The 24,372-nt window shown below is 61.1% G+C and carries 21 protein-coding genes; 10 read left to right on the top strand and 11 right to left on the bottom strand.

What is annotated here, in order from left to right; translation table 11 throughout:
- The 9 genes from tcyN to GIW48_RS26975 all read left to right on the top strand — a co-directional run bounded on the left by tcyN (position 1) and on the right by GIW48_RS26975 (position 9,286).
- Positions 1–747: an L-cystine ABC transporter ATP-binding protein TcyN gene (gene tcyN / locus GIW48_RS27015; protein ID WP_170039521.1), complete on the top strand. Its 747-nt coding sequence runs from the start codon at positions 1–3 to the stop codon at positions 745–747.
- 375 nt (positions 748–1,122) lie between these two features.
- Positions 1,123–1,908, top strand: coding sequence for a hypothetical protein (locus GIW48_RS27010; RefSeq protein WP_170039518.1), 786 nt, complete (start codon positions 1,123–1,125; stop codon positions 1,906–1,908).
- 187 nt (positions 1,909–2,095) lie between these two features.
- Entirely contained in the window at positions 2,096–3,337 is a 1,242-nt protein-coding gene (locus GIW48_RS27005) for an SfnB family sulfur acquisition oxidoreductase (RefSeq protein ID WP_236472952.1), read from the top strand.
- Positions 3,338–3,361: 24 nt separating this feature from the next.
- Complete coding sequence (locus GIW48_RS27000) at positions 3,362–4,555, top strand: SfnB family sulfur acquisition oxidoreductase (protein ID WP_170039512.1); 1,194 nt, start codon at positions 3,362–3,364, stop codon at positions 4,553–4,555.
- Positions 4,556–5,908 (top strand): LLM class flavin-dependent oxidoreductase, encoded by a 1,353-nt coding sequence (locus GIW48_RS26995; RefSeq protein ID WP_236462107.1) that lies wholly within the window; start codon positions 4,556–4,558, stop codon positions 5,906–5,908.
- Positions 5,909–6,050: 142 nt separating this feature from the next.
- Positions 6,051–6,866: a MetQ/NlpA family ABC transporter substrate-binding protein gene (locus GIW48_RS26990; RefSeq protein ID WP_017135737.1), complete on the top strand. Its 816-nt coding sequence runs from the start codon at positions 6,051–6,053 to the stop codon at positions 6,864–6,866.
- Complete coding sequence (locus tag GIW48_RS26985; RefSeq protein WP_177032355.1) at positions 6,863–7,975, top strand: methionine ABC transporter ATP-binding protein; 1,113 nt, start codon at positions 6,863–6,865, stop codon at positions 7,973–7,975. The genes GIW48_RS26990 and GIW48_RS26985 overlap by 4 nt, the downstream gene beginning before the upstream one ends.
- A complete protein-coding gene (locus GIW48_RS26980; protein WP_236462104.1) occupies positions 7,965–8,627 on the top strand; it encodes a methionine ABC transporter permease in 663 nt (220 codons plus the stop codon). The genes GIW48_RS26985 and GIW48_RS26980 overlap by 11 nt, the downstream gene beginning before the upstream one ends.
- Positions 8,628–8,659: 32 nt before the next feature.
- Positions 8,660–9,286, top strand: coding sequence for a class I SAM-dependent methyltransferase (locus GIW48_RS26975; protein ID WP_236447115.1), 627 nt, complete (start codon positions 8,660–8,662; stop codon positions 9,284–9,286).
- Between the two features lie 115 nt (positions 9,287–9,401).
- On the opposite strand, the gene GIW48_RS26970 is transcribed toward GIW48_RS26975, so the two are convergent.
- The 4 genes from GIW48_RS26970 to GIW48_RS26955 all read right to left on the bottom strand — a co-directional run bounded on the left by GIW48_RS26970 (position 9,402) and on the right by GIW48_RS26955 (position 16,897).
- Positions 9,402–11,582: a glycoside hydrolase gene (locus tag GIW48_RS26970; RefSeq protein ID WP_236462102.1), complete on the bottom strand. Its 2,181-nt coding sequence runs from the start codon at positions 11,580–11,582 to the stop codon at positions 9,402–9,404.
- 115 nt (positions 11,583–11,697) lie between these two features.
- Complete coding sequence (locus tag GIW48_RS26965; protein WP_017135742.1) at positions 11,698–14,751, bottom strand: efflux RND transporter permease subunit; 3,054 nt, start codon at positions 14,749–14,751, stop codon at positions 11,698–11,700.
- Complete coding sequence (locus tag GIW48_RS26960; protein ID WP_170039475.1) at positions 14,748–15,818, bottom strand: efflux RND transporter periplasmic adaptor subunit; 1,071 nt, start codon at positions 15,816–15,818, stop codon at positions 14,748–14,750. The genes GIW48_RS26965 and GIW48_RS26960 overlap by 4 nt, the downstream gene beginning before the upstream one ends.
- Complete coding sequence (locus GIW48_RS26955; RefSeq protein WP_170039472.1) at positions 15,815–16,897, bottom strand: efflux RND transporter periplasmic adaptor subunit; 1,083 nt, start codon at positions 16,895–16,897, stop codon at positions 15,815–15,817. The genes GIW48_RS26960 and GIW48_RS26955 overlap by 4 nt, the downstream gene beginning before the upstream one ends.
- A gap of 120 nt (positions 16,898–17,017) precedes the next feature.
- On the opposite strand from GIW48_RS26955, the gene GIW48_RS26950 reads away from it, so the two are divergent.
- Positions 17,018–18,178, top strand: coding sequence for an AAA family ATPase (locus GIW48_RS26950; protein WP_177032341.1), 1,161 nt, complete (start codon positions 17,018–17,020; stop codon positions 18,176–18,178).
- 99 nt (positions 18,179–18,277) lie between these two features.
- Here GIW48_RS26950 and GIW48_RS26945 read toward each other — a convergent pair whose 3' ends face one another.
- From GIW48_RS26945 to GIW48_RS26915, 7 genes are all read right to left on the bottom strand, one after another.
- On the bottom strand, positions 18,278–19,129 hold the full coding sequence (locus GIW48_RS26945) for a transporter substrate-binding domain-containing protein (RefSeq protein WP_099549536.1): 852 nt from the start codon (positions 19,127–19,129) through the stop codon (positions 18,278–18,280).
- Positions 19,126–19,902: an amino acid ABC transporter ATP-binding protein gene (locus GIW48_RS26940; RefSeq protein ID WP_236462099.1), complete on the bottom strand. Its 777-nt coding sequence runs from the start codon at positions 19,900–19,902 to the stop codon at positions 19,126–19,128. Before GIW48_RS26940 ends, GIW48_RS26945 begins: the two co-directional genes overlap by 4 nt.
- Positions 19,899–20,558 (bottom strand): amino acid ABC transporter permease, encoded by a 660-nt coding sequence (locus GIW48_RS26935; RefSeq protein WP_065930871.1) that lies wholly within the window; start codon positions 20,556–20,558, stop codon positions 19,899–19,901. Before GIW48_RS26935 ends, GIW48_RS26940 begins: the two co-directional genes overlap by 4 nt.
- The gene (locus tag GIW48_RS26930) at positions 20,539–21,204 is read right to left on the bottom strand and encodes an amino acid ABC transporter permease (RefSeq protein ID WP_003187615.1); all 666 of its coding nucleotides are present in this window, start codon (positions 21,202–21,204) and stop codon (positions 20,539–20,541) included. The genes GIW48_RS26935 and GIW48_RS26930 overlap by 20 nt, the downstream gene beginning before the upstream one ends.
- A gap of 518 nt (positions 21,205–21,722) precedes the next feature.
- The gene (locus GIW48_RS26925) at positions 21,723–22,505 is read right to left on the bottom strand and encodes a MetQ/NlpA family ABC transporter substrate-binding protein (RefSeq protein WP_017135750.1); all 783 of its coding nucleotides are present in this window, start codon (positions 22,503–22,505) and stop codon (positions 21,723–21,725) included.
- Between the two features lie 125 nt (positions 22,506–22,630).
- A complete protein-coding gene (locus GIW48_RS26920) occupies positions 22,631–23,569 on the bottom strand; it encodes a sigma 54-interacting transcriptional regulator (RefSeq protein ID WP_069786395.1) in 939 nt (312 codons plus the stop codon).
- A 49-nt stretch (positions 23,570–23,618) separates the two neighbouring features.
- Entirely contained in the window at positions 23,619–24,200 is a 582-nt protein-coding gene (locus tag GIW48_RS26915) for an alpha/beta hydrolase (RefSeq protein WP_236462096.1), read from the bottom strand.
- Positions 24,201–24,372 lie beyond the last annotated feature (172 nt).

Raw genomic sequence — 24,372 nt, 5'->3', positions numbered from 1 at the left:
ATGATCGTGGTTGAAAAACTGACCAAACAATTCAAAGGTCAGGTAGTACTCAACGGCATCGACCTGGAGGTCAAGGAAGGCGAAGTGGTCGCCATCATTGGCCCCAGCGGCTCCGGCAAGACCACCTTGCTGCGCTGCCTGAACTTCCTCGAAGAACCCACCAGCGGTCGCATCAAGGTCGGTGATATCGAGATCGACAGCAGCAAACCGCTCAGCCAGCAGCAAGGCCTGGTGCGGCGCTTGCGCCAGCATGTGGGTTTTGTGTTCCAGAATTTCAACCTGTTCCCGCACCGCACCGCGCTGGAAAACGTCATCGAAGGCCCGATCGTGGTCAAGAAGATGCCGCGCGAGGCGGCGACCGCGCTCGGTCGCAAGCTCTTGGCCAGGGTCGGCCTGGCCGGCAAGGAAGACGCCTACCCACGGCGTTTGTCCGGCGGCCAGCAACAGCGCGTGGCGATTGCCCGTGCCTTGGCCATGGAACCGGAGGTGATTCTGTTTGACGAACCCACCTCGGCGCTCGACCCGGAGCTGGTCGGCGAAGTGCTGGCGACCATCCGCAGCCTGGCCGAAGAAAACCGCACCATGGTCATCGTCACCCACGAAATGAGCTTCGCCCGCGATGTTGCCAACCGGGTGATCTTCTTCGACAAAGGCGTGATCGTGGAGCAAGGCGAAGCCAAGGCACTGTTCGCCAACCCCAAGGAAGAACGGACCAAGCAGTTTTTGAGCAAGTTTTTGGCCCACTGACTGGCTTGCAGCGTGGCGAGGGAGCTTGCTCCCGCTGGGCTGCGCAGCGGCCCCAAAATCCTGGGAGCGCTTCGCACTCCAGCGGGAGCAAGCTCCCTCGCCACAGTCCTACGCAAAACCCTCGCAACTATGGGTAAAACGCCCCGCCAAACCCGCCTTAAAATCCCCAGCCGCGTCAGCCTTTTCTGAATCTGCTCCAACTCGCCGTTTAGCCTTTTGCCGCCATTGACGCCCGCTGGCCAACCCTCTTATCTAGCGCTCAGAGGATTGGATCCTATCCCGGCTACTCACTGAATCGTTCCTTTCGGCACCCTGCGCGCAATCGCGCCACGGGCGCCGGAACGATTGCTGCTGGCTGCATCAAGGAGATTACTTATGACGCGCACCGCACCCCAGGCCACGCTCACCGCCCCGACCCTGCCCCAGGCGAATCGACACGGCATCAATGCCCTCGCCGCCACCCAATTGCAGGTGGATATCGCGCCTTACCCTGGCATGGACGAGGGCGACCTGATCGAACTGTTCTGGAACAACTGCTTTGCCGACTCACGTCGGATTACCGCGTGCAAGGTCGGCACGCTGACCCGCCTGCGTGTACCCGAAAGTTTTATTCAGGATGGCACCGCACGGGTTCACTACCAGGTCATGCAAGTCGGCCACGGCCCGGCACGTTCAGACCTCACTCAGGTGCCTGTGAAGACCTGCTATCCCGGTGGCCACCCTTCTGCACTGCTGGACGATGAAAACCAGAACCTCGCCCCGGTGTGCCTGCCCGAAACTATCCGCCGCTACGGTGTCAACGGCAGCCAGGTGCGGCGCGGCATTCCGCTGACCATCCAGCCCTACCTGAACATGGCCACGGGCGATTCAATCACCTTGCGCTGGGGCGACGTGCGCCTGGACCTGCCAAGAATCCAGGCCAAAGGCGTCGGCCTGCCGGTGCAGGTGTGGGTGCCGTCCACAATGATTATCGAAGCGGGCGACGACAGCCGCCTGGACGTGACGTACTGCATTCTCGATCGGGTCGGCAATAATTCGCGCTGGGCACCGGTACGCACCTTGAACATCGCCACCTGCGCGCCACAGCCGCCAGCCCGCTCCGCCAGGGCCGCGACGACCTATCAACCGCGCCAGCCCGGGTCACCCTGCGAACCTGGGTAACAGCCCTTCTATGCATATTCCTATAAGTTAGTTTATTTATAAATTTAACACGCTTAGGGTATATGCACCGGACCACCGGACTTCTCTGATTTTTCTGTTTTTATTTCATTGAATGCGAGGTCGGTATGGTCAGAATTACCCCGGTGCATAACGCCAGGGCATTACGTGCAGCCAAGGAGCGGCGCTGATGTCTAACTTGGCTCTAACACCCCCCCAGAGTGATCTGGACGTAGCCCCACTGCTGTTGCCGGCCACGGTGCTGCGCAACGACGCCCAGGCGTTGAGCGCGGCCCATGAGCTGGCTCAGGCCGCGCGCCTGCAAGCAGCCAAACGCGACCAGCAGCGCAAACTGCCTTGGGCGCAGCTTGAGCAGTTCACCCGCAGCGGGCTGGGCAGTATTTCCATTCCCCGTGAATACGGCGGCCCCCAAGTGTCATTCGTGACCCTGGCCGAAGTGTTCGCGATCATCAGCGCAGCGGACCCGGCCCTCGGGCAAATCCCGCAGAACCATTTCGGCATTCTGCACCTGCTGCACAGCACCGCCACCGAGCGCCAGAAAAAGCAGCTGTTCCAGAGCGTGCTCGACGGTTGGCGCATCGGCAATGGCGGCCCCGAGCGCGGCACCAAAAACACCCTGGAACTCAAGGCGCGCCTCACGGCCAAGGATGACGGCTATGTGATCAGCGGCCAGAAGTTCTACTCCACCGGCGCCTTGTTCGCCCATTGGGTCGCAGTAAAAGCACTCAACGATGACGGCAAGCAAGTCATGGCGTTTGTGCGCCGTGGCACGCCGGGGCTACGCATCGTTGACGATTGGTCGGGCTTTGGCCAACGCACCACCGCCAGCGGCACGGTATTGCTCGACCAGGTGCCAGTGGACGCAGAGTTGGTCGTCGACAACTGGCGCCTTGGCGAAAGCCCGAACATCCAGGGCGCCGTCTCGCAACTGATCCAGGCCGCCATCGATGCCGGCATCGCCCGTGGGGCGCTGGATGACACCATCGCCTTCGTGCGCGAACGTTCGCGCCCGTGGATAGACGCCAAGGTCGAACGCGCCAGCGATGACCTGTACGTGATCGCCGATATCGGCAAACTGAAAATCGAACTGCACGCCGCCGAAGCCCTGCTGCGCAAGGCCTGCAAGGTGCTGGACGAGGTCAGCGCCGCGCCGATCACCGCGCACTCGGCCGCCCGCGCCTCGATTGCCGTGGCCGAGGCCAAGGTGCTGACCACCGAAGTGTCGTTGCTGGTCAGCGAAAAGCTCTTCGAACTGGCCGGCAGCCGCGCCACCCTCGCCGAATTCAACCTCGACCGCCACTGGCGCAACGCCCGCGTGCACACACTGCACGACCCGGTGCGCTGGAAGTATCACGCCATCGGCGCGTATCGACTAAACGGCACTTTGCCTGCTCGACATTCCTGGATCTGACCGACCAGACATCTGGAGAAACCCATGACTTTTTCCCCTAACGTCGCGGTCATCACCAGCGACGAACACGCCCTTGTTGTCGCCAGCGACCTGGCCGAAGACTTCCGCCGTGACAGCGCCCAGCGCGACCGCGAACGCCGCCTGCCCTTGCCTGAACTGGACGTGTTTTCGCGCTCCGGCCTGTGGGGCATCAGCGTACCCAAGGAGTATGGCGGCGCTGGCGTTTCCAACGTCACCCTGGCCAAGGTCATCGCCCTGATCGCCCAGGCAGACGCCTCGCTGGGCCAGATCCCGCAAAACCACTTTTATGCGCTGGAAGTCCTGCGCGTAAACGGCAGCCCGGCCCAACAACAACGCCTGTACGCCGAAGTACTCGCCGGGAAACGTTTCGGCAATGCCTTGGCGGAACTCGGCACCAAAACCGCCCACGACCGTGTTACCTCCATCACCCGCGATGGCGATGGTTTTCGCATCACAGGCCGCAAGTTCTACTCCACCGGTGCGATCTACGCCCAGCGCATCCCCACCTCGGTGGTGGATGAACACGGCGTGCAGCAACTGGCGTTTGTGCCCCGCGACAGCGAGGGCTTGAGCGTGATCGACGACTGGAGTGGTTTCGGCCAGCGCACCACTGGCAGCGGTTCAGTGGTGTTCGACAACGTGTGGGTGGCCGCCCAGGACGTGATCCCGTTCCAGAGCGCCTTCGAGCGCCCGACCACCGTCGGCCCGCTGGCGCAGATCCTTCACGCCGCCATCGACACCGGCATCGCCCGTGCCGCCTTTGAGGATGCGCTGCACTTTGTGCGCACCAAAACCCGCCCATGGATCGACGCCGGCAACGAAAAGGCCAGCGAAGACCCGCTGACACTCAAGAGCTTCGGCCACTTGAGCATCCGCCTGCACGCCACCGAGGCCTTGCTGGAGCGCGCGGGCGAATACCTCGACCGCGCCCAGGCCGATAGCAATGCCCAGACCGTCGCAGCAACCTCTATTGCTGTCGCTGAAGCGCGCGCCTTGAGTACGGAAATCTCCCTGGCTGCCGGCAGCACCTTGTTCGAACTGGCCGGCAGCCAGGCGACCCTGGCCGAACATGGCCTCGACCGCCACTGGCGCAACGCCCGCGTGCACACCCTGCACGACCCGGTGCGCTGGAAGTATCACGCGGTGGGCAATTACTACCTCAACGATGAAAACCCACCACTGCGGGGGACCATCTGAATGGCCAAGAAAAAAATCCTGCTCAATGCCTTCAACATGAACTGCATCGGGCATATCAACCACGGCCTGTGGACCCACCCACGGGACACCTCGACGCAGTACAAAACGGTCGAATACTGGACCGACCTGGCGCAAACCCTGGAACGCGGGCTGTTCGACGGTTTGTTCATCGCGGATATCGTCGGCGTGTACGACGTGTACCAGAACGCTATCGACGTGCCGCTCAAAGAGTCGATCCAACTGCCGGTCAATGACCCGCTGCTGTTGGTCTCGGCCATGGCCGCCGTGACCAAAAACCTCGGTTTCGGCCTCACCGCCAACCTCACCTACGAGCCGCCGTACCTGTTCGCCCGACGCATGTCCACGCTCGATCACCTGAGCCGTGGCCGGGTCGGCTGGAACATCGTCACCGGCTACCTCGACAGCGCCGCCAAGGCCATGGGCCTGACCGAGCAGGTTGAGCATGACCGCCGCTATGACCAGGCCGATGAGTACCTGCAGGTGCTGTACAAACTCTGGGAAGGCAGCTGGGAAGACGACGCGGTGCTCAACGACCCCACGCAACGGGTCTACGCGCAGCCGGGCAAGGTGCACAAGGTCGAGCATCACGGCGAGTTCTATCAGGTCGAGGGTTATCACCTGTGCGAACCGTCGCCGCAGCGCACGCCGGTATTGTTCCAGGCGGGTAGTTCGGACCGTGGCCTGCTGTTCGCCGGGCAACATGCCGAGTGCGTGTTCATCAGCGGCCAGAACAAGGCCGCGACCAAAACCCAGGTGGACAAGGTGCGCGCCAGTGCCGTCGAGGCCGGGCGCAACCCGGATGACATCAAGGTGTTCATGGGGCTTAACGTGATCGTTGGCGCCACCGAAGCGCTGGCCTGGGCCAAGCACGCCGAGTACTTGAGCTACGCCAGCCCGGAGGCCGGCGTGGCGCATTTTTCGGCGTCCACGGCGATTGATTTTTCTCAATACGAGATCGACGAACCGATCCAGTACGTGAAGAGCAACGCGATTCAGTCGGCCACCAAGAACCTGCAGAACAACGACTGGACCCGGCGCAAATTGCTGGAGCAGCACGCCTTGGGTGGGCGTTACATCACTTTGGTTGGCTCGCCCGAGCAAGTGGCTGATGAGCTGGAGTCCTGGATCAGCGAGACGGGGCTGGATGGCTTCAATTTGACGCGGATTGTGACGCCGGAAAGCTATGTCGACTTTATCGACCTGGTGGTGCCGGAGTTGCAGAAGCGTGGGTCGTACAAGACGGCTTATGAGCAGGGAACACTGCGCGAAAAAGTCTTCCACGCCGGCGCTCGCCTACCCGAGCAACACACCGGTTCCACCTACCGACACTGAACCAAAACTGTGGGAGCTGGCTTGCCTGCGATAGCGGTGGGCCAGCAACACATATGTGGCTGACAGACCGCTATCGCAGGCAAGCCAGCTCCCACAAGTGACCGCATTGTTCTTACCCATCCCTTATGACTGGAAATCGATTATGAAAAAAACACGGCTCTCCCACCCAGTCAAAGCACTGGCCCTGGCCTTCGGCTTGTTCAGCTCGGCCGTATTTGCCGCTGACGCACCGCTGAAAATCGGTACCACCGCCGCCTTCGCGATTCCCCTCGAAGCCGCCGTGGCCGAAGCCGGCAAGCAAGGCCTGAAGGTCGAGCTGGTGGAGTTCACCGACTGGATCGCGCCCAACGTCAGCCTGGCCGCCGGCGATATCGACGTGAACTACTTCCAGCACATTCCGTTCCTGGAAAACGCCAAGGCCGCCGCCGGTTTTGACCTGGTGCCGTATGCGCCGGGCATCATCAATAACGTCGGGCTGTATTCCAAGAAGTACACAACCATCAACGACCTGCCCCAAGGCGCCAGCGTGGCGATTGCCAACGACCCGATCAACAGCGGTCGCGGCCTGCAATTGCTGGCCAAGGCCGGGCTGATCAGCCTCAAGCCGGGCGTGGGCTACAAGGCCACCGAAGAAGACATCATCGCCAACCCGAAAAAGCTCAAGATCCTGCAAGTCGAGGCCGTGCAACTGGTGCGCGCCTATGACGACGCCGATCTGGTGCAGGGCTACCCGGCGTATATCCGCCTGTCCAAGACCTTCGATGCCGAGTCGGCGCTGCTGTTCGACGGCCTCGACCACCCGGAATACGTGATTCAGTTTGTGATCCAGCCCAAGAGCAAAACCGACCCGCGCGTGATCAAGTTCGTCGACATTTACCAGCACTCACCAGTGGTACGTGCGGCGCTGGATAAATCCCTCGGCAAGCTCTACCAGGTCGGCTGGGAAGATAAAAAATGACCGCCGCCAACGCCCAACTGCGCGACCTGGGCACGCCGCCCCGGGACGCCGAGCAGACAGAGCTGCACCCGGACCTGAACCGCGCCCATGTGCGTTTTATCAACCTGGGCAAAACCTATGACGGCGCCGTGCATGCCCTGCAAGGCATTGATCTGGCGATCCAGCACGGTGAAGTGTTCGGCATCATCGGCCGCAGCGGCGCCGGCAAGTCGTCGCTGATCCGCACCATCAACCGCCTGGAGCAACCCAGCAGCGGGCGCGTATTGATTGATCAGGTGGACATCGGTGAGTTCGACGAAGACCGCCTGGTGGCGCTGCGGCGGCGCATCGGCATGATCTTCCAGCACTTCAACCTGATGTCGGCCAAGACCGTGTGGCAGAACGTCGAACTGCCGCTGAAAGTCGCCGGTGTGCCCAAGCTGCAGCGTGAGCAAAAAGTGCGCGAGTTGCTGGAGTTGGTCGGCCTCAAAGACAAGCACAAAGCCTATCCGGCGCAACTCTCCGGCGGGCAGAAGCAGCGCGTGGGCATCGCCCGCTCGCTGGTGCATGACCCGCAGATTTTGCTGTGCGACGAAGCCACTTCGGCCCTCGACCCGGAAACTACCCAATCGATCCTCGGCCTGTTGCGCGAGATCAACCAGCGCCTGGGCCTGACCATCGTGTTGATCACCCACGAGATGGCGGTGATTCGCGATATCTGCGACCGCGTGGTGGTATTGGAACACGGGCGCATCGTCGAGCAAGGCCCGGTGTGGCAAGTGTTCGGCAACCCGCAGCACGAGGTCAGCCAAACCCTGCTGGCACCGTTGCAACACGGGCTGCCGGACGAACTGCAAAGTCGCTTGCAGGCTGAACCTTCGTCGACGGCGGCGGTGGTGTTGCGGTTGCAGTTCACCGGCAGCGTCGCAGACGAACCGGACCTGGCCGCGCTGTTCGCTGCCCTCGGCGGGCGCGTGCGCTTATTGCAAGGCGGTGTGGAACGGATTCAGGGGCATGCCCTGGGGCAATTGCTGTTGGCGGTAAATGGCTCGCCCCACAACGCCGAAGAGTTGCGCAGCCGCGCGGGGAATTGGGCGCAACAGGTAGAGGTACTGGGCTATGTGGTTTGATCGTTTATTGCAGGGCGCCATCGACACCTTGTTGATGGTCGGCGTGTCATCACTGATCGCGTTGCTGGCAGGTATTCCGCTGGCGGTGTTCCTGGTCACCAGCGACAAGGGCGGCATCTACCAAGCCCCCACGCTGAACCGCGTGCTGGGGGCGTTCGTCAATCTGTTCCGCTCCATTCCGTTTTTGATCCTGATGGTGGCGCTGATCCCGTTCACCCGGCTGATCGTCGGCACCACCTATGGCGTGTGGGCCGCCGTTGTACCACTGACCATCGCCGCCACGCCGTTCTTTGCGCGGATCGCCGAGGTGAGCTTGCGTGAGGTCGATCATGGTTTGATCGAGGCCGCACAGGCCATGGGCTGCCGCCGCTGGCACATTATCTGGCATGTGCTGCTTCCCGAGGCGCTGCCGGGGATTGTCGGCGGGTTTACGATTACTCTGGTGACGATGATCAACTCATCGGCCATGGCCGGGGCGATTGGGGCGGGTGGCCTCGGAGATATTGCCTACCGCTATGGTTATCAGCGCTTTGATTCGCAGATCATGCTCACGGTAATTGTGCTGCTGGTGGTGTTGGTGGCGGTGATTCAGTTGGGTGGGGATCGGTTGGCGCGGGTGCTTAACAAGAGATGCGGGAGAGGTGAGGTATAGTCGGGCAATCTCAGCGCCCGGTATTACCCGTCATGACCCTAAAGCCCGACGACCTCAACCAGATCACCACCACCACCCTCGGCCACTACAACAAAGTCGCCGAAGACTTCCGCGAAGGCACCCGCGATCACGATGTGAGCCAGAACATCGACGCCCTGCTGCGGCATATCCAGGGCACGCCCCCGTTCACCGTGCTGGATTTCGGCTGTGGCCCTGGGCGGGATTTGCAGACGTTTACGCGCATGGGGCATATCGCCGTCGGGCTGGACGGCTCTGAGCGCTTTGCGCAGATGGCGCGTGAAGACAGTGGTTGTGAAGTGTTGCAGCAGGACTTCCTGAAGCTGGCTTTACCCGCCGCGCGCTTTGATGGGGTATTTGCCAATGCGGTGCTGTTTCATATTCCCAAACAGGAGCTGCCTCGGGTGCTCAAGCAGCTGCATGGGGCGCTGAAGCCGGGGGGTGTGTTGTTCAGTTCCAACCCTCGGGGTGAAAATCAGGAAGGCTGGAACGGGCCTCGGTACGGGTCTTATCACGACCTGGAGGCGTGGCAAGGTTTGCTGACGGCGGCGGGGTTTGTGGAGTTGGAGCATTACTACCGACCGGCCGGGTTGCCGCGGGAGCAGCAGCCTTGGTTGGCGAGTGTGTGGCGCAAGGCCTAGAGATTTGTTGTTTGATCTGACGCTATCGCAGGCAAGCCAGCTCCCACATTCGAAGGTATTCACACATCAAAATGTGGGAGCTGGCTTGCCTGCGATGGCGATTTAAGCAGCGTCGCTATTTCACCTGATACACCACCGGTTTTTCACCCACCACCAACGCCGTCACGCTACGCCCCACATACCCCGCTTGCTCCTGCGCAGAAAAATTCACCACCAACCGCGTGCCATCGGCAAACGTAGTCTGCTGCACCTGTTTGTCCGCCGTCAGCCAACGGAAATCGGTCATCGCCTGAGCCGCCAAACGCTGATGCAACGGCCTGAAGAAACGGTCCTGACGCTGGATCACCGGCAGCCGCTGCTTAAGCGTCGCATCCGTGAGGTGATACAAAGGCGGCACGTTGTAGAGCAGTTGGGTCAGCTCGTTCTCGGCCTGCACATTGCTCAGCTTCAGGCTGTCGAACAGCCAATGGTGGGTGGTAATCACCGAGCCGTGGAAAACCGCCTGATACAGCGGCAGGCGCATGGTCGGGTCGAAGTACAGCGTGCGAAACGGCTCTTTTAACGGCACAGGCTTGAAGAACACTGCCGGCTGCTCCGGCGGGTACCAGTTGCCGACGTAATAGGGCGATTGCTTGTCCTGGGTCATCTGCCGATCGCCCCAGCCGATCACCGGCGTCTGCATGCCGTGGGCGAACAGAGTGCCTTGGGCGGTGCTGGCATTGCCATCTTCGGAACCCGCCGGCAGCTTGAGTACCGTGCTGATCCAGCGGGAGGCGTCGATATTGCCTTCGGCGTTCTGCTCCTGAGTCATGGGCGCACTGTCACGGTAGCTGTCGAACACCATGCCGGTGGCGTAGGCATCCAGGAACCAGGCGTTGAAACCGGCCCTGGCCTGCACCGCCTTCACCCGCGCTTCCAGCAAAGGCCGTATACAGCGCGGGTCGATGTAGTGGCCCGATTGCTGGAAGCCGGTTTTCAGCTTGCCGTCCTTGAGCACAATCGCGCAGTCACGGTAGGCCTTGGCGCCCAGGTGCGCGGTGGTCCAGTCCGGGTTTTCGCTGGCGGACAAGGCGGTTTCATAGGAGTCGTAGGGCGCCACCAGGTAACCGGCTGCGACACCGGCGCGAATTGCTTCGGGATGCCACAGGCCACCTTCCCAGCCTTCGCCCAGGGTCAGCAACAGGCGCGGCAGCCCGGCGTCGCGCAGGGATTGAATCGTCTGGTTGCCCCAGGTCTCGGGGGTGCCGGTCAAGGCCCCGGCAAAGTCCTTGGCCAGCTCGCTACGCAGTTCACCATAGCGGGCGGCGAGTCGGGTCATGTCCGGGTCTTCGACTTGCCAAGCCTGCCGCGCTTGCTGATTGATCGCCGCATTCAGGCCCCGCAACAAAACGCCTTGCTCATAACGGTTCAAAGCCTTGGCCTGCGCCAGAACCTGAGTCGCCTCTTTGTCCATCAACCCCTTGAGTGCATGGCCGCGCAAGCGTTTGACCAGCAGCGGCCAATCACGCACATCAGCGGGGGCCAGCAGGCTGTTGCCCCACAGGTAGACATGGCTGGCGCCCAGCAGTTTTTTGGCCTCGGGGGTTTGTTGCAGCTTGTCCGCCAGCGGCTCGTAGCGGCCCTGCTCTACCAGCCATTGGCGATAGCGCTTGGCACCGGCCAATGGGTCGGCGTCACCCAGGTGCAAGCGCAAGGTCATCGGCGCCGTGGGGTCAAGACGGGTAAATTCGTGAGCCACCGAAAGTGCCAGGCCCTTGCCGTCGGCCTGCCATTGCAAGTGGTTGTTGTAGGGGTTGGTCAGCAACCAGCTCAACGTGAAGCGGCCGTGATCCATGCCCCATAACGGCAGGCTGAGGTCCTGAGTGGTATTGAGTTCGCCCTGCTCCAGCAAAAACGCTTTCCACACGGCGTTACCGGCCGGTATGTAATGCCCTTCGGCCAAGGGCCAGATCAACCCCTTGCCCATGGCCGCAGCGGGTTGGCGCAGCAGCGGCAGTTCACCCGGCTCACGGGCGCTGAGGGTCAGGGACAGGTCGCGCTGCTCAAGGCGGGCCGTCAGGCGATAAGCGCCGTTGTCCCACTGCCAGGCAGCCTGCTCGGCACCCGCTTGCATATCACTGACAGCATGGGCAGCCACACCGCTGGACGCCTGCACCGAGGTCTCGCCTGCGGGCGTAACGCGCAGCGCGAGCGTGGCGGGGTCGAGTTCGACACGCCACAGGGCGTTTTCCAACACGGTACCGGCTAATGCCAGTGGAGATAACAACAGGCTGACAACCAGCAAAAAATGACGCATGGCACGGGCCTTCCAGACAAGATCAGGCCCGGAGGGTAATGCACATAAGCCTCAGCAAGTGTTCGAAAAGTGTTTCAAAGAACCTTCCCACATCCATTCTGGAAGGCTCCGATGGTCAGGCCTGTTCTTTTTTCGGCTCGCGAATCTTGTACCAAGCCACATACAACGCCGGCAAAAACAGCAGCGTCAGCAAGGTCGCAATGATGATCCCGCCAATCATCGCGTAAGCCATCGGCCCCCAGAACACTTCCCGCGCAATCGGGATCATGCCCAGGCTGGCCGCCGCTGCGGTGAGCAGGATCGGCCGGCGCCGGTGCTCGGTGGCTTCCACCACCGCGTCCCATGGTGTGTAGCCGGCCACTTCATATTCGTGGATCTGCGTCACCAGAATCACCGAGTTACGGATGATGATGCCGATCAGCGCCAGAATGCCGAGGATCGCCACAAAGCCCATGGGCGTGCCGGTGGGGATCAGCGCCAGCACCACGCCAATAAGGCCCAGTGGCGCGACACTGGCCACCAGGAACATCTTCTGCACGCTGTGCAGCTGGATCATCAGGAACGTCGCCATCAGGAACAGCATCAGCGGCACCACCTTGGCAATCGGGCCTTGGGCCTTGCCGCTTTCTTCGACGGTGCCGCCGGTGGCCACCTTGTAACCCACCGGCAGCCCGGCGCTGAATTTCTCGATGGTCGGCGCCAGCTGTTTGACCAGGTCCGTGGGCTGCATCTCATCGCGCACCGAGGCCTTGATGGTGATCGTCGGCTTGCGGTCGCGACGCCATACCAGCGGCTGCTCCAACTCATAACGAACGGTGGCGAAGGCCAGCAGCGGAATCGAGGTGCCGTTGGGCGTGACGATCTGCAGGTTCTGCAAGGTTTCCGGCGTACCGCGCTCGGCATCTTCGGCGCGGCCGACCACATTGATCAGGTAGATATCGTCGTGTACCTGGGTCACCGAAGCGCCGCTGACCACGCTGTTCATCAACTGCGCCACGTCTTCCGACGACAGCCCGAGTTGGCGCGCCTTGTCCTGGGCAATGTCCACGCGCAGCACTTTGCCGGGCTCGTTCCAGTCGTAGATGATCTCGCCCAGGTGGCTGTTTTTATCCAGCAAGGTCGCCAGTTCGATGGCGTGTTTGCGCACCTGATCAATGTCTTTGCCCGACACCCGATACTGGATCGGCCGCCCCACCGGCGGGCCCATTTCCAGCGGCTGCACATAACTGCCGATGCCGACAAAATCATCGCGCAGGCGCTTTTGCAGGCGTGCAATTAACGCACCGCGCTCTTCCAGGCCTTTGCTCACGATGACCAGCTGCGCGTAGTAAGGGTTTTCCAGTTGCTGGTCCAGGGGCAGGTAGAAACGAATCGCACCCTGGCCAATGTAGGTGCTCCAGCGCGCAATGTCCGGGTCGTCCTTGATGATTGCTTCAAGGCGGTCGACGGCCTTGCGCGTCTCATTGATCGAGGCGTTTTGCGGCAGGTTGAGGTCGACCAGGATTTCCGGGCGGTCCGAGGACGGGAAGAACTGGTTCTGCACAAATTGCATCGAAAACACCGAGGCTACAAACAGGCCCACGGTGATGCCGATGGCCCACCAGCGGTTGCGCATGGCCCAGAGCATGCCGCCGTTGAAGGCGCGGCCGATGCGCCCAGGCTCAGCGTCATGCGGTTTTACCTTGGCGCTGAGGATATGCACGCCGATCACCGGCGCAAACAGCACCGCCACCACCCACGACACCAGCATGGCCACGGCAATCACCGCAAACAGGGTGAAGGTGTACTCGCCCGCCGAGCTGGCGTTGAGGCCAATCGGCACAAAGCCGGCGACGGTCACCAGCGTACCGGTGAGCATCGGGAAGGCTGTGGAGGTGTAGGCGTAGGTCGCCGCCTGCTCCTTGGTTTCGCCTTTTTCCAGGCGCGTGATCATCATCTCGACGGTGATCATCGCGTCGTCCACCAACAGGCCGAGGGCGATGATCAACGCGCCCAGCGACACCCGCTGCATGGTGATGCCGCTGTATTCCATGAACACGAACACCAGCGCCAGCACCAGTGGAATCGAGCACGCCACCACCAAGCCGGCACGCATGCCGAGGCTGATAAAGCTCACCACCAACACGATGATCACCGCTTCAAACAAGGCGCTGGTAAAGCCGCCGACGGCTTCTTCCACCACTTCGGCCTGGTCGGAAACCTTATGCACGCCGACGCCCACTGGCAGGTCGGCGGTCAGTTCGTCCATGCGCGTGTGCAGCGCCTTGCCGAAGGATTGGATATTGCCGCCCTTCTGCATGGCGATGGCCAAGCCAATCGCCTGTTTGCCGTTGAAACGGAACATCGGCCGCGCCGGGTCGACGTAGCCACGGCTGATATCGGCAATGTCGGCCAACCGGTAGAAACGGTCATTGAGCCGCAGGTTGACGTTGGCCAGGTCTTTCTCCGAGGCGAATTGCCCGGACGTGCGCACCGAAATCCGTTCCGGCCCGGCCTCGATCACCCCGGCAGGCGTCACGGCGTTCTGTGATTGCAGGCTTTGCACCACTTGGCGTTGATCAATGCCCAACGCGGCGAGTTTGCGCGTGGAGAAGTTCAGGTAAATCACTTCGTCCTGCTGGCCGATCATCTCGACCTTGCCCAGCCCCGGCACCGAACGAATTTCGGCACGCACCTGCTCCACATAGTCACGCAGTTGGCGCATCGACAGGCCGTCGCCGGTAAAGGCGTAGACCGAGCCGAACACATCACCGAACTCATCGTTGAACGACGGCCCCTGCAAACCCTGGGGGAAGGTGCCGCGAATATCGTCGATCTTCTTGCGCACCTGGTACCAGATCTCCGGGATGGCCTTGGCGCTGGTGGTGTCCTTGAGGAAGACGAATACCGTGGATTCACCCGGCCGCGTGTAGCTCTTCACGTAGTCAAGGGAGTCGAGTTCTTCGAGTTTTTTCTCGATGCGGTCGGTGACCTGCTTGAGGGTTTCTTCCTGGGTCGCGCCCGGCCAGCGGGTCTGGATCACCATGGTCTTGATGGTGAACGACGGGTCTTCCTCGCGGCCCAGATTCATGTAGGAGAACACGCCCATCAGCAGCGCGACGAACATCAAGTACCAGACGAAGGACTGATGCTTAAGGGCCCAGTCGGATAAGTTGAAGCTCCCTTTCATCGCGGGCTGTCCTCGTCGATTTTGACTTTTTGCCCGGGTTTCAGGCTGTTCACGCCAGCGGTGACGATGCGTTCGCCGGGTTTGACGCCGCCGTTGAGCAAGGCGCTGTTGGCATCACGGCTGATCACCGTGACGTCACGCGGCAGCACGGTCTGGCTCTGGGTGTCGAGCAACCAGATACGGGTTTTGCCGTCGGCTTCCTGCAAGGCGGTCAGCGGTACTTCGATACGCGGTGCAATGGCCGTGCTCAGGGTCACGCTGATGGCGGTGCCGAGGCGGAACGCAGGTGGCGTCTCGGCCAGGGTCAGGCGCGCGCGGCGGGTGCGCGTGGCGCTTTGGGCCAGGGGTTCGATCTCGCGCACAATGGCGGTGGTGTTGACGCTGGGGTCGAGCTGCCCGGCGACCAGGAATACCACGTCCGGTGGCAGGCGCTCGGCAAGCCCGGCGGGCAGGTCGATCACCGCTTCCTTGATGTCCGGGCGCGCCAGGGTCACCACTTGCTGGCCGGCGCTGACCACTTGTCCGGCCTCGGCATTCCAGGCGGTGACGATCCCGGCGTGGTCGGTGCGCAGTTCGGCGTAGTTGAGTTGGTCTTTAGCCTGGTTGACCGAGGCTTTGGCTTGATCAAGGGTCGCCTGGGTGGTTTTCAAGTCGGTCTGCGCCACATCCAGCTGGGCCTGGGCACCGACGCCGCGATTGAACAGTTCCTGCTGGCGCCGGGCGTTGGCCTGGGCATTGATGAACTGCGCCTGCACGCGGGCCAGGTCGCCTTGGGCGGCGCGCAACTGGTTTTGCTGGTCGGTGGGGTCGAGCACCGCGAGCAAGGCGCCCTTCTCCACTTCGGCGCCGACATCCACGGCGCGGCGGGCGATACGGCCAGGCACGCGGAAACCCAGGTTGCTTTCGTAGCGGGCCTGGATGGTGCCGGCGAAGCGGCCGAGGTTTTCCTGATCTTCGGACTTCACTTGCATGGACAGCACCGGGCGCACGGGCTCGGGCGGCGTTTCCTCTTTGGAACAAGCGACCAGCAACAGGCTGGCGGCAAGCAATGCCGTCAGGCGCTTCATGGCTGGACTCCTTGCTGGGCGATCTCGACGATCATGCCCGGGTGCAGCAATTGCCCACCGGCCACCACGACTTTTTCGCCGCCTTTAAGGCCGTCGCCAATGATCACTTTGCCGGTCAGATAGCGCGCTACCGTGACTTTGTGCAGTTGCGCCTTGCCGTCGCCGTCAATCAGCCACACGGCGGGTTCGTTGAGGTCTTTGGTCAGCGCCGACCACGGCAACTCCACACTGGCCTTGGCCGGGCCATTGGCCGTGGCACTGACCACTGAGCCCAGTTGCATGCCTTTAGGCAGCGATTGCAGGGCGATTTTCACTTGCACGGTGCCGGTATTGGCCGCCACGGCGGGCGTGACTTCGCGCACTTTACCCACGGCATTGATGCTCGGGTTATCCAGCAGGCTCACGGTGATCGGCGCATCGGGCGGCGGCTCCACCAGCAAGGATTCATAGACATTGAACACCGCATCGCGCTCGCCATCGGTGGCCAGGCTGAAAATCGGCACGGTGGCCTGCACCACCTGGCCGACTTCGGCCTGGCGTGCAGTGATCACGCCAGGTGCATCGGCGACCAGCGCGGTATAGCCGAGTTGTTCGCGGGCATTGGCCAATTGGGCTTGGGCGGCAGCCAGAGCGCTTTGGCTGCTACGCAGCGCGGCTTGGGCAGCGTCGTATTCGCTGCGGCTGGTGTAGCCCTTGGGCAGGAGCTTTTCCTGGCGTACGAAGGCGGCGGCGGTTTGCTTGACCCGCGCCTGCTCGGCCACGACCTGGGCCTGGGCGGAATCGACGTTGGTCTGCAAGTCTTTGGGGTCAAGTTTGGCCAGCACTTGCTTGGCGGTCACGCGGTCGCCCACGTCGACCATGCGCTGGATAATCTTGCCGCCCACGCGAAAGGACAAATCGGTTTGCACGCGGGCCTGGATATCGCCGGTAAGGGTCACGGCGGCGGCAAAATCCGCGGGTTGCACGGCCTGCACAAACACCCGCGAATGTTCCTTGGGTTCGGACTTTTCCTGGCCGCAACCGCTCAGCAGCGTCAGCAGGCCAAATCCGAAAATACAGGTGTAAATACGACCGCCCATGCAGGCTCCTTTTGCGTGACGCGATGTGACAGTGAGTATGCGACTGTGAGCTTAGATCAGGGTTCCTTATCTGCATTGAGCATCCCATACTCCAAGGGTTCCCACGCCGGCTAAATACACATGCTCAAAACCCTCGCGGTGGCCAACTACCGCTCGATCAATAAATTGGTGGTGCCGCTGGACCGGTTGAACCTGGTCACCGGCCCCAATGGCAGCGGCAAGTCCAACCTGTACCGTGCCCTGCGCTTGCTGGCGGAGACGGCCCAGGGCGGAGTGATCAATGCACTGGCGCGTGAGGGTGGGCTGGATTCGACCTTCTGGGCCGGGCCTGAGAACGTCAGCCGACGCATGCGCAATGGCGAGGTGGCGGTTGAGCCGACCGTGCGCCAGGGCGTCAAACGCCTGCGCCTGGGGTTTGCCGCTGAGGACTTCAGCTACGCAATCTCCCTTGGGTTGCCGGAAAAGACCCTGTCCGCGTTCCAACTGGACCCGGAGGTAAAGAAAGAATGCATCTGGGCCGGTCACATCTACCGCCCGGCCAGCCTGCTGGTGCAGCGGTCCGGGCCGATGGTGCGCGCACGCGATGGCCGCGCCTGGGACGTATTGGCCCAGCACACACCCAACTACCACAGCCTGTTCGATCAGGTCGGCAGCCTGCGCGGCTCGCCGGAAGTGTTGCTGCTGCGCGAAAGCATTCGTGGCTGGCGCTTTTATGATCATTTTCGCAGTGATGTGGATGCCCCCGTGCGCCAGCCGCAACTGGGCACGCGCACACCGGTACTGCATCACGATGGGCGCGACTTGGCTGCGGCATTGCAGACCATCCGCGAAATCGGCGACCCCGAGGCGTTGCAGCGCGCAGTCAGTGATGCCTTCCCCGGCGCACGGCTGAATATCGAGCCGTTGCAAGGTGGGCGTTTTGCAATTGAGTTTTATCAGGAAGGTTTGCTGCGGCCATTGTCGGCAGCGGAATTGTCAGACGGCACCTTGCGCTACCTGCTGCTGATCGCGGCACTGCTGACACCACGGCCGCCGACCATGATGGTACTGAACGAACCGGAAACCAGCCTGCACCCGGATTTATTACCGGCGTTGGCACGTTTGATTATCCAGGCCTCGAAGCAGTGCCAGGTGTGGGTGGTGTCGCATGCCAGCCGCTTGATTGCGGCGTTGCAGCAAGATGAAGAATGCAATTCGATCGTGCTGGAGAAGGTGCTGGGGCAGACTCAGATTGTCGGCCAGGGGATTCTGGATGGGCCGGCCTGGCATTGGCCGGAATAAGAGATGACTGGGCCGGCCTCATCGCGGGCAAGCCCGCTCCCACATTTGAAGATATTCACACATCAAAATGTGGGAGCTGGCTTGCCTGCGATAGCTATATCAGCCCTGCCACTTCCCGCCTTCAACAATCACACTCTCAGGCTTGGTGTCATCGCTCAGCTCTTTACGCACGTACTGGTCATACAGCTTGAGCAAAAACTTCTCCTCACCCAACTTCGCCAGCTCCGCGTTCACCCAGTCGCGCAGTTCGATATTGCCCTTCTTCACCGCCGGTGCAATCGGCGCTTCATCGCCGAGTTTCTCTTCCAGCACGCGGTAGCCAGGGTTCTGCTTGGCCCAGCTGAACAGCACCAGGTTGTCTTGCGCGTAGGCATCGCCACGCCCGGCGGACAGGGCTTGCAGTGACTCGGAGTTTTTCTCGAACTTGAGCAGTTTCCAGTCCGGGTGGTTCTTGGTCAGCCAGATATCGGCGGTGGTTCCGGTGGTGACGATGATGGTGCGGGTCGCCAGGTCATCCAGGCTTTTCACCGCGCTGTCATTCGGCACCAGCGCCTGCACAGCGACCTTCAAGTTGGGGTTGGTAAAGTCCACCGCTTCCTTGCGCTCCGGCGTCACGGTCATGTTGGCGAGGATCAGGTCGACCTTGTCGCTTTGCAGGAACGGAATACGGCTGGCCGGCTCGACGGCTACGAACTCAACCTTGTTTTCATCGCCCAGCAGGTCCTTGGCGAATTGGCGGCCAATGTCGGTATCAAACCCCACATAGCGGCCCGCTTCGTTGACGAAACCAAACGGTGGTTTGTCGGTAAACACGCCGACGATCAGCTTGTCCCGCGCTTTGATCCTGTCGATGTAGCTGGCAGCAGCGACGGGTTTGGCAGGCTCTTCGGCCTTTTTATCGCAGCCGGCCAGTAAGGCGACGGCAAACAGTGGCAGCAGTAGTTTTTTCATATCAGCTCCAATTCCTTGGTCTTTTTGGGCAGTGTTGAAACAAAGGAGAACTTCTCCAGGAACTGCTGCGCGCGTGCGGTTTGCGGGTTCGTAAAGAATGCCTCGGGGGTGTTGTGCTCGAGGATGCGACCGGCCTCCATGAACACCACGCGGTCAGCGACGGCTCGGGCGAAGGCCATTTCATGGGTGACAATCAACAGGGTCATGCCATCGCGGGCCAGGCCTTGAATCACTTCCAGCACTTCCTTGACCATCTCCGGGTCGAGGGCGGCGGTGACTTCATCAAACAGCATGACCTGCGGGTTCATGCACAGCGAACGGACGATGGCGATGCGTTGCTGCTGGCCGCCGGAGAGCTGTCGCGGGAAGGCGTCGCGCTTGTCGGCAAGTCCCACACGCTCCAGCAGGTTCTCTGCTTGCTCACGGGCTTCACGCGGGTCGCGCTTTTGCACCTTCAGCGGGCCGAGCAGGATATTGTCGAGCACGCTCATGTGCGGGAACAGGTGGTAGCTCTGGAACACCATGCCCACGCCCTGACGCACCTGGCGCCAGTCGGTGTGTTTGTCCAGTAACTCCTTGCCGGCAAAACGCAGGCTGCCGCTGTGGGCGACTTCCAAGCCGTTAAGGCAGCGCAGCAACGTGCTTTTGCCGCAGCCACTGGGGCCGAGGATCACCACCACTTCGCCACTCTGCACGCTCAGGTCGATGCCCTTGAGCACCTGCGCCTCGCCGAAGAATTTGTTGAAACCCTGGAACTCGATCAATGCGCTCATGCCTGGCCCCAGCGCCGTTCCAGCACCTTGGAGGCGGCCGACAACGGGTAGCAGATAAAGAAGAAAAACAGGAACAGCACGCCGTAGATCAATACCGACTCGTAGGTGCGCTCGATGATTTGCTGGCCGACCTTGATCACATCCACAACGCCGATCAGCACCGCCAGCGAGCTGGTCTTGATGATGCGCGTATAGACGTTGATGGTCGGCGGCGTCATGCGTTTGAGGGCTTGGGGCAGCAGTACGTAGCCGTACAGTTGCGGGTCGGATAAACCAATCGACAACCCCGCCTCGCGCTGGCCGCGTGGCAGCGAATGGAGCGCGCCACGCACCACTTCGCCGACCTCGCTGGCGCCCCATAGCGACAGCACCAGCACCGCGCACCAGAAGCTTGGAATGCTCAGGCCAAAGAAAATCGGCAGCCCGAAAAACAGCAGGTACAACCACACCAGCACCGGGATCGCCCGGAACAGCTCGAGGTAAACCCGCAGCACCGCGTTGATCACCTTGTTATTCAAGGTGCGCAATACGCCATACAACACGCCGCCGACAGTGCTGAAGGCGATGCTCAAAAATGAAATCGACAGGGTTTGCGCCGCGCCCTTGCCCAGTTGCGGCAACGACACCCACAACAACTCAAGACCCGAACTGGCCATGCTGGAGCCTCCTTTCCAGGCGGCTGAGCAACAGCGACAGCGGCAAGAACAGCAACACGCAAATCAGCGTCAGCACGGCGAGCATTTCGTAGGTCTTGTAGTAGAGCGCGATGTAGCTCTTGGTGGTGTAGAGAATCTCCGGCACCGCCACGGCGGACACCACGGTGGTCTCTTTGAGCAAAAAGATGAAATTGGCAAACAGCGCCGGCAGGCTGAGGATACCGGCCTGGGGCAGGATCACATGACGCAGCAATTGCCAGTCCGACAGGCCGATGGACTTGCCCGACTCGATCTGCGCCAGCGGCACCGCTTCCACTCCGGCGCGCAGCACTTCGGTGAGGTAGGCGCCGCCGAGGAAGGTCATGGTGATGATCGCCGCCCAGAACCCGGAGATATTGAAGCCCAGGGCCGGCAGTGCGAAGTAGACGAAAAACAGTTGGATCAGCAGCGGTGTATTACGCGCCAGCTCCACATACAGCGCCACCAGGCGCGACAGGTAGGGCGTGCGAAACACCAGCAGTGCGGCGTTGATCAGCGCCACCAGCAGGGAGGTGGCAATGGCGATCAAACCCACTTGCAGCGTGACCCCCACGGCTTTGAGAAACGCCGGCAAGGTGCTGAGGATAAAAGCAAAATCGAAGGTCATCTTGAGTCCATGACGCCGCAGGGGTAATGCGGCGGGCGCTGTCCGTTCCGGCATGGGTAACGCCGGGTAGCGCGAACTTTAAAGGCATAAAAAGTAAAATTTAAATACCCAAATAGCATATTGATATCACCCAAAAAGATAACCCGCGGATTCGCGGGTTTGGCGGGCTGCGGCTATGGTTGATGGGTCTGTGTTTCGAGGGAATGAATAATGAACGAAGCGAAACCGATTGATCCGCAGGAACTGGTGAAGTGGCTGGTGGCGTTGCGTCGGGCGATCAATAGCCGCGAGCTCTGAAACGCTGATCGTTCCCACGCTCTGCGTGGGAATGCAGCACAGGACGCTCTGCGTCCGCTCGTGACGCGGAGCGTCACAGGAGGCATTCCCACGCGGAGCGTGGGAACGATCAATCGCAGGCAAGCCAGCTCCCACAGGGTTTGATTTTGTTTCAGGCATAAAAAAACGCCGACGCTGCAGTAGCCGTCGGCGTTCAAACCTTGAAGGGGGTTTGGTTTACATCAGAACGCAGGCACTACCGCGCCGTTGTACTTCTTCTCGATGAAGGCTTTGACTTGCGGGCTGGTCAGGGCCTTGGCCAGTTTCTGGATGGCGTCGCTGTCCTTGTTGTCCGGGCGCGCCACCAGGAAGTTCACGTACGGCGACTTGGCGTCTTCGATGATCAGCGCGTCTTTGGCTGGGTTCAGGCCAGCTTCCAGGGCGTAGTTGGTGTTGATCACATCCAGGTCAACCTGGTCCAGCACACGTGGCAGCAGCGCCGATTCCAGCTCTTTGAATTTCAGGTTTTTCGGGTTGCTGGCGATGTCTTTCGGCGTAGCCAGTGCATTGGTCGGGTCTTTCAGCGTAATCAGGCCGTTCTTTTGCAGCAGCAACAGGGCACGGCCGGCGTTGGAGCCTTCGTTAGGGATGGCCACGGTGGCGCCATCTTTGAGTTCAGAAATGTTCTTGATCTTTTTCGAGTAACCACCGATCGGCTCAACGTGCACACCAATCACGGTGACCAGGTTGGTGCCCTTGCCCTTGTTGAAGTTTTCCAGGTACGGCAGGGTCTGGAAGTAGTTGGCGTCCAGACGCTTCTCGGCAACCTGGGTATTGGGTTGCACATAGTCAGTGAAGACTTTGATTTCCAGGTCCACGCCTTCTTTAGCCAGGGTCGGCTTGACCAGCTCAAGGATCTCCGCGTGCGGGATCGGGGTAGCCGCTACCACCAGTTTCTCGTTGGCCTGGGCGAAGCTTGCAGTCAGGGCAGCCGCCAGTGCGGTAAACAACAGAACCTTTTTCATGCAGTGTCCTTATCGAAATTCCGGGGCGTCTCTGACGACCGTTTTTTATGGTGTGCCAGCGAAGTGCTATCGCGGCGTGGGATGGACAATACCTAGATTTTTTATTCCCGAACAATATCTTTTATTCACGTTGATATTCCATTTTGTTCATGTTGCGGCTGCTCATTTAGAAAGCTGAGCAAGGTTTGCTGTTCCGCGGCGCTGGCACTCGCGAAGATCCGCCGCAGTTGTTCCAACGGCGAACCGGCGGCGGGCAGGTTCAAATGCTCGGGTAAAATCTCATCGCCACTGCTTACCAACAGCGCAAAGTGAATAACGTTTTCCAGCTCACGGGTATTGCCCGGCCAGCTGTGATGCTCCAGCACACGCTGGGCGGCGTCACTGATCAGGGGCACCGGCAGGTCGAGGCGCTGGCTGTAGATGCCGAGGAAATATTCAGCCAGGGACAAAATGTCGCCCACCCGCTCACGCAGAGCCGGCAGGTCCAACTGGCCTTCGCTCAGGTAATGGAACAGGCGTTCATGAAACTTTCCGGCGGCCACGGCCTGGGCCAGGTCGATACTGGTGGCGGCGACCAGCCGCACATCCACCGGGCTTGGCTGATGAGCGCCGACACGGGTGACTTCGTGGTTTTCCAGGGCGGCGAGCAATTTCACCTGGATCGGCAGCGGCAAATCGCCGATCTCGTCCAGGTACAAGGTGCCGCCATTGGCCGAGCCAAACCAGCCGGCGCGGCTGCTGGCTGCTCCGCTATGGCTGCCGGCGGCATAGCCGAACAATTCGGCATCCGCGTAGGTAGGGCTGATGGCGCCGCAATTGACCGACACAAACAAACCCGTGCGGTCGCTGCCCCGGTGAATATGTCGCGCGAGCAGCTCTTTACCGCTGCCGGTCTCACCGCGAATCAACACCGGCAATGCACGCGGTGCGAGGCTTTCCAGCTCTTCACGCAGCTGGCGGGAACGCGGGTCGACAAACACCAGCGCCTTGGCGCGGATGCTCAGCGGGCTTTTTTCAGCATCGGGAAAGGTCAGCAACGGCTGGCCAAAGGTGTCATGACTCATGGCAGGCTCCCGCCCCAAATCCGCTCAGGGACGGGGCGTTGAAAAAAATTTATGCACGGCGCCGGGCGTGATGCTCAAGGCGGTTTTGCAGGCGATAGAGGTAGGCGAAACCCTGTTCCCAGCGTTGGTGGCCGGACTTCACATTGATATGCCCGGCACCGGACAAAATGCCGGCCTCGGCGCCCCAGTTGCGGGCCAGCTCCAAGGCGCGGGTGGCGCTGACGGCGCTGTCATTGTCGGAGCTGACCACTTGGCTGGGAAACGGCAACAGGTGCGTGGGAATCGGTGCAAAGTTGCGCAGGGCGGGGGCACAGGCTGGGCGTTCGACATCCGCCGGCGCCACCAGCAAAGCGCCGCGCACTTGGCGTAGAAAATGCACCGGCGCCGTGGCCGCCCAATGGGCGACCGTGATGCAACCCAGGCTATGGGCAATGAGAATCACCGGCGTGCTGTCGGCGGCGATGGCCTCCGCCAGTGCCGCCACCCAGTCTTCGCGACGCGGGGTAAGCCAATCGGCCTGCTCCACACGCGCACTGTTGGGCAGGCTGTTCTGCCAATGAGTTTGCCAATGATCTTCTGGCGATCCTTGCCAGCCCGGCACGATCAGATAACGAATCGACTCGCTGTGCATGGGTGTGCCCTCCTGCAGCGTTTAACGTTGCTGGTCAGTATAGGGACGAGGGTTATATTCGTTAAGGAATAAGAAGCTATTTATTAATAACCAAAATATCAATCACGCGGATACTTAAAAATGTGGGAGCTGGCTTGCCTGCGATAGCGGTGGGTCAGTCGATACATCTGTA

The sequence above is a fragment of the Pseudomonas sp. PA-6-3C genome, from assembly GCF_021605825.1.
GTDB lineage: Bacteria > Pseudomonadota > Gammaproteobacteria > Pseudomonadales > Pseudomonadaceae > Aquipseudomonas > Aquipseudomonas edaphica.
The sequence above is the reverse complement of the archived record's forward strand: the minus strand, read 5'-3'. Positions and strand labels throughout refer to the sequence as shown.

Bases quoted from the DNA above. Each gene is read 5' to 3' on its own strand.
- GIW48_RS27005 (WP_236472952.1), top strand. From the start codon at position 2,096: ATGTCTAACTTGGCTCTAACACCCCCCCAGAGTGATCTGGACGTAGCC.
- GIW48_RS26960 (WP_170039475.1), bottom strand. From the start codon at position 15,818: ATGAAGCGCCTGACGGCATTGCTTGCCGCCAGCCTGTTGCTGGTCGCT.
- GIW48_RS26980 (WP_236462104.1), top strand. From the start codon at position 7,965: ATGTGGTTTGATCGTTTATTGCAGGGCGCCATCGACACCTTGTTGATG.
- GIW48_RS26940 (WP_236462099.1), bottom strand. From the start codon at position 19,902: ATGAGCGCATTGATCGAGTTCCAGGGTTTCAACAAATTCTTCGGCGAG.
- tcyN (WP_170039521.1), top strand. From the start codon at position 1: ATGATCGTGGTTGAAAAACTGACCAAACAATTCAAAGGTCAGGTAGTA.
- GIW48_RS27000 (WP_170039512.1), top strand. From the start codon at position 3,362: ATGACTTTTTCCCCTAACGTCGCGGTCATCACCAGCGACGAACACGCC.
- GIW48_RS26945 (WP_099549536.1), bottom strand. From the start codon at position 19,129: ATGAAAAAACTACTGCTGCCACTGTTTGCCGTCGCCTTACTGGCCGGC.
- GIW48_RS26975 (WP_236447115.1), top strand. From the start codon at position 8,660: ATGACCCTAAAGCCCGACGACCTCAACCAGATCACCACCACCACCCTC.
- GIW48_RS26985 (WP_177032355.1), top strand. From the start codon at position 6,863: ATGACCGCCGCCAACGCCCAACTGCGCGACCTGGGCACGCCGCCCCGG.
- GIW48_RS26990 (WP_017135737.1), top strand. From the start codon at position 6,051: ATGAAAAAAACACGGCTCTCCCACCCAGTCAAAGCACTGGCCCTGGCC.
- GIW48_RS26935 (WP_065930871.1), bottom strand. From the start codon at position 20,558: ATGGCCAGTTCGGGTCTTGAGTTGTTGTGGGTGTCGTTGCCGCAACTG.
- GIW48_RS26925 (WP_017135750.1), bottom strand. From the start codon at position 22,505: ATGAAAAAGGTTCTGTTGTTTACCGCACTGGCGGCTGCCCTGACTGCA.
- GIW48_RS26970 (WP_236462102.1), bottom strand. From the start codon at position 11,582: ATGCGTCATTTTTTGCTGGTTGTCAGCCTGTTGTTATCTCCACTGGCA.
- GIW48_RS26920 (WP_069786395.1), bottom strand. From the start codon at position 23,569: ATGAGTCATGACACCTTTGGCCAGCCGTTGCTGACCTTTCCCGATGCT.
- GIW48_RS27010 (WP_170039518.1), top strand. From the start codon at position 1,123: ATGACGCGCACCGCACCCCAGGCCACGCTCACCGCCCCGACCCTGCCC.
- GIW48_RS26965 (WP_017135742.1), bottom strand. From the start codon at position 14,751: ATGAAAGGGAGCTTCAACTTATCCGACTGGGCCCTTAAGCATCAGTCC.
- GIW48_RS26915 (WP_236462096.1), bottom strand. From the start codon at position 24,200: ATGCACAGCGAGTCGATTCGTTATCTGATCGTGCCGGGCTGGCAAGGA.
- GIW48_RS26950 (WP_177032341.1), top strand. From the start codon at position 17,018: ATGCTCAAAACCCTCGCGGTGGCCAACTACCGCTCGATCAATAAATTG.
- GIW48_RS26995 (WP_236462107.1), top strand. From the start codon at position 4,556: ATGGCCAAGAAAAAAATCCTGCTCAATGCCTTCAACATGAACTGCATC.
- GIW48_RS26930 (WP_003187615.1), bottom strand. From the start codon at position 21,204: ATGACCTTCGATTTTGCTTTTATCCTCAGCACCTTGCCGGCGTTTCTC.
- GIW48_RS26955 (WP_170039472.1), bottom strand. From the start codon at position 16,897: ATGGGCGGTCGTATTTACACCTGTATTTTCGGATTTGGCCTGCTGACG.